Below are 212 nucleotides of genomic sequence, written 5' to 3'. Positions count from 1 at the left end.
AGTGGCCGATTTCATCCGACTGGTAGAAAAATTGGGTTTGCAGCCGGTGTTGTTGCCATTCTCGCCTAACGGCAAAGCGCAGCATATAAAGGGCTTTTTAAACCGGTTTGCGAAAACGGCGAAAAAGACCGCTGAATTCCTCAACCGGGTGGCAAAGCTGAATATCCCAATGGTCGGTGTCGATCCGGCGCTGGTGCTATGTTATCGCGATG

Annotated in this window: 1 protein-coding gene; it reads left to right on the top strand. The window is 50.9% G+C overall.

What is annotated here, in order from left to right; translation table 11 throughout:
* Positions 1-212 (top strand): (Fe-S)-binding protein (locus FDX22_RS00555; RefSeq protein WP_146716570.1); only part of this gene is annotated, 212 nt, incomplete at both ends.

The sequence above is a fragment of the Citrobacter sp. TBCS-14 genome, from assembly GCF_005280805.1.
GTDB lineage: Bacteria > Pseudomonadota > Gammaproteobacteria > Enterobacterales > Enterobacteriaceae > Citrobacter > Citrobacter gillenii.
This window is presented reverse-complemented; position numbering and strand designations above follow the sequence as displayed.